The 3,957-nt window shown below is 44.4% G+C and carries 4 protein-coding genes; 1 reads left to right on the top strand and 3 read right to left on the bottom strand.

Annotation, left to right across the window (positions count from 1 at the left end; all coding sequences use genetic code 11):
- Nucleotides 1-159 precede the first annotated feature (159 nt).
- Complete coding sequence (locus GMD4S_RS07285) at nt 160-1,017, top strand: DUF975 family protein (RefSeq protein WP_000876914.1); 858 nt, start codon at nt 160-162, stop codon at nt 1,015-1,017.
- 178 nt (nt 1,018-1,195) lie between these two features.
- Here the strand turns inward: GMD4S_RS07285 and GMD4S_RS07280 are convergent, their stop codons facing one another.
- The 3 genes from GMD4S_RS07280 to GMD4S_RS07270 form a co-directional block, all read right to left on the bottom strand.
- Nucleotides 1,196-2,407, bottom strand: coding sequence for a LysM peptidoglycan-binding domain-containing protein (locus tag GMD4S_RS07280; RefSeq protein ID WP_000745991.1), 1,212 nt, complete (start codon nt 2,405-2,407; stop codon nt 1,196-1,198).
- Between the two features lie 165 nt (nt 2,408-2,572).
- Nucleotides 2,573-3,193, bottom strand: a complete 621-nt coding sequence (locus GMD4S_RS07275) for an HAD family hydrolase (RefSeq protein ID WP_001172833.1) — start codon at nt 3,191-3,193, stop codon at nt 2,573-2,575.
- Nucleotides 3,194-3,196: 3 nt separating this feature from the next.
- On the bottom strand, nt 3,197-3,957 hold a 761-nt coding region (locus GMD4S_RS07270; protein WP_000518821.1), incomplete at its 5' end, for an MATE family efflux transporter.

Here is a 3,957-nt window from a genome sequence, read left to right as displayed (position 1 = left end):
TCTCTTTCTTAATCAAACGGTATTTGATTGGTGAATCTGACATTTTTTACCTCCGAAGCTGGGAAAAACAGTCCCAGTTCATACTTTGTGCCCAAAGGCATACTGTATGATTTTATCAAAAAAACTAGGAACTGTCACGAACTATGGTATAATGAGAGAATGAAATACCCAAAAATTGATTTAAAAACCATTCGTCTGCAGACGAGGCAGTTTCAGGCTGAAAATCCCCGCCTCTTTCTCGTCTATCTCTTACCTAGCATACTGGTCATCTTATCAGGCTTTCTCAACCCCTTGGCTCGTCTCCAAGAAAGTGTTTTAGAGCAATCCTTTTTCAGCATGCTGGCACAAGTGCTCCAAGCCTATCTCTTCCCACTAGTGGTTTCTTTTTTGAGCACAATTTTTCTAGCAGGTGCTGCTTTTGCGACACTCCGACTCCTCAAGGATCCTGATACAGAACTCTCAGTAAAATCAAGCCTGGCCCTCTTTGCTGAAGAGCGCTTCTCGCAAACCTTCCTCACTCTGCTCCTCAAACGTTTCTACCTCTTTTTATGGAGCATTCCAAACTTAGTAGGCGTTTATTTTCTCTTTTATAGCAATCTCTTAGCTCGGAGATTTGTCGCCCTACATCCTGAATTTCCAAAATTAGACCTCTCATCCCTTGAAACAGAGCAGTTCCTTATGACCTTTGGCCTCTACTTTTTCGCGAGTCTCATCTTGATGATTGTAGGGAACATCCTCTACGTTCCACAATATTATGCCTACTCGCAGGTAGAATTCCTCCTCTGCGATACTCTGGATTTAGGACAGGCTAAACCCCGTCAAATCCTGAAAACCAGCCGTTTCTTGATGAAGGGTTACAAATTCCAGCGCTTTGTCCTCGACCTACAACTACTCCCTTGGTACTTCCTCAACTGGCTCACTTTTGGAATTGCTAGTTTTTCAATCCTTCCCTATATCCAAAACAATCATATCTTCTTTTACAGAGCCCTACTAGCCCGTAAACGTCGAAATGGATAAGAGTCTACAAAAACCAGCGTCGTTCAGGACGCTGGTTTTCTTATTTCAAAAGTAACATACTCAGCAGAGTCAAAATAGCAGGCCCACCTTGCTTCAGAATAATCTTCCCATTCCCCTGAAACTATCACACAAAAAAAGAAGCGGGAACTCAATTAGTTCCCAACTTCCATTTTAATGATTAGTTCATTGATACGTGAACGTGGTCATAGTGGTTTTCGGTCACACTACCACGATCCGGCATTGGATTCCACGTGTAGGCTGGTCCATATTTACTATCGTATGGAGCGTAGAAACGTTGTTTCCAGATGATATAGTTGATACCACGGCTAGCCATATTTTTGACTGCATATTCCGCGATTTGATCACCAAGTGCTGAACTCACTGGAACCATGAAGTCGATGGCCAAACCTTTACCATGGTCCCCACTGTCACCAGGACGGTAGCCACTAAAGGATGTAATCCCAAACAAGTTGGCTACTTCTTCTTTAAAGGCTGCAGTTTGTGGTTGAAGACCAGCATTCTCAGACTTAGCTACAGCAAGTCCTGCATAGTCAGGAGCTGCTGGAGCTGAATATGTTCTTGAAGGAGTTTGGCTTTGCTCTGCTTGATAAGTCGAAGTTGCAGTGTCAGAAGTTGCTGTTGATGCTGCTGTTTCTTCTGTTGCACTTGTTCCTGTTGTATCAGCAGGCGTTTCAGTTGCCGGCGCAGCTGCTACTGGTGCTTCTGCTGGAGTTGTTGCTGCCGTTTCTTCGGTAGCTGGAGTCGCCACTTGTGGAGCTTCTTCAACTGGGCGAGTTGTTTCTGCTACTGGTGCTTCCGCTGGAGTCGTTTCAGCTGTTTCTTCAGCTACAGGTGTTTCTGTAGATGGTGTCTCTTCAGCAACTGTCCCTGTCTCAGAAACTTCTGAACTTGGCGCTACTTCTGCTGGTTTTTCATTCTCTGTTGCAGTTGGAGTTTCCTCAATTGGTTGAGAAAGGTCTTCTACTTGAACTGTTTGTTCATCGACGGTTACTTGGTTGGTCGTCAAATCAGCTGTCGCAGTCGTCACTTCTTCACTAGAATCTGCTTGAGGTGTCTGGATTTCAACTTCCGTCACCTCTTCTGCCTCATTGACAGTTGTAGTGAGGACAGTATCTGGGAAAATCAAGTCCATATTGGTGATTTTGTTCAAATTAGCAAGAACGGTTACATCAACTCCCAAAGCTTCTGCAATCGTGCTCAGGGTATCACCATACTGAACTGTATAGCTGTTTTTGTTCTCGTTTTTCGTCACGTCATTTTGGATTTGCTCAACGGTACGTGCTGTCCATGCAATTTCTTCCGCTTGAGTTGCCAATGCTGGCGCAAAAGACAAGGCTACTGTTGAGGCTAAGATAATTCTTTTCTTCATTCGTTCACATTCCTTTCAAATGAGTACCTGTCTATCATAACACAAAAAAAGCAGAAAAAAAGCCCTCTCGGGCCTATTTAACAGAACTGACCATTCCTTGTAACAAACTCGATCAGTTGAAATAGTTTGTTAGGTTTCTGTCACAAAACTGACACACTCTTCTCGTTACTTATCCTCAAAAATATAAGGAATATCTGCTAGTGCTTGAATCTTCTGATTCCCTTCATAAAATGACTCTAAAAAGTTAATGCTTTGAAGACCACTATTCTGGGCAAATTCCACATCCAAAGTCCGATCCCCTATATAATAGGTGTTATCAGGATCCAACTGATACTTGTCTAGCAGATATGTCGCCGCCTCTGGACCGGGCTTGCGTGCAAAACCACTCTGATTAGTTAAAATCTCTGTGAAATAAAATTCCAAACCCAAGTCTCTTAGAATGGTAAGCGCATTGTCCCCCTTATGAGTATAGACAAACTGCTGAATCCCTGCTTGGTCTGCCCAAGCTAGCACTTCACGCGCACCTGGCATCAAAACTACCTGGGCATTTTTCTCAGACAAGCTCTGGGCACGTACCTGATTGAGCACTTCCGCATCCAGATTTCTCTCTTCTGCCACCTGCTCCAGCAAATCCTGCACAGAAAACTTGAGGATAAACTCTCTCACTTTCTCCTTATCATAAGGAATAGAAAACTGAGCAAAGGTCTCCTCAATCCCTGACAAAATCGCTTCGTATGAGTCCAATAAAGTCCCGTCCAAATCCCAAATAAAAGCTGTTTTTTGCATCTCCTATCCTTTCAAGCTCATATAACGCTGGTAACGGTAACGTAGAAATAACCAACGGAAACCATTATCCAAGAGAGTCCCTGCCCAAATACCAGGCAAGCCCCAACCAAGAACAATACCCATCAGATAAGCTGTCCCTATACGGATACACCACATCCCAATACTTGTCGCATAAAAGGGGAGGCGAGCATTTCCCAAACCCTGCCAAACTGCCGTATAAATAACTGTCCCTGTCGCCATGGGGGTTCCTAGTAGAGAGAACAGCGCCACCAAAACGCTCGCTTCGACTGCTACAGGATCGGTCGTATAGAGATGAGTCAGTGGTGTTCCTAAGGCATAGATACTGAAAGTTAAGGGCAACATGAGAAGCAGGGAAAGCCAAAAGGTTTGTTTGCTCAAACTAGCGACTCTTTCCCAATTATCCTCTCCAACTGCTCGAGCTACCAGCATGACCGTTGCCGTAGCGACGCCAAAGGCAGGCATGTAGTTAAACTGGGTCAAGACTTCTCCGACTGCATTCCCCGCTACTGCCTCCGTCCCAAAAGAAACAACCAAGGCAATAATCACTACATCTCCAGCCCGCATCATGAGACGTTCTCCTGCCGCTGGTAAAGCCAAAGTCAATAGTTCCTTATCTAAACCAAAAGTCGGTTTCTCAAAAGGCAGCTTTAATTGCGACCACAAAATCACAAGACCGACTAAGCGAGACAAGATAGTCCCCCAAGCAACACCCGCTATGCCCATATCAAGGACAAAAATAGCTA

It is taken from the genome of Streptococcus sp. GMD4S (assembly GCF_000296955.1).
Note: the sequence above shows the minus strand (reverse complement) of the source record. Positions and strands in the feature narration are given on the sequence as shown.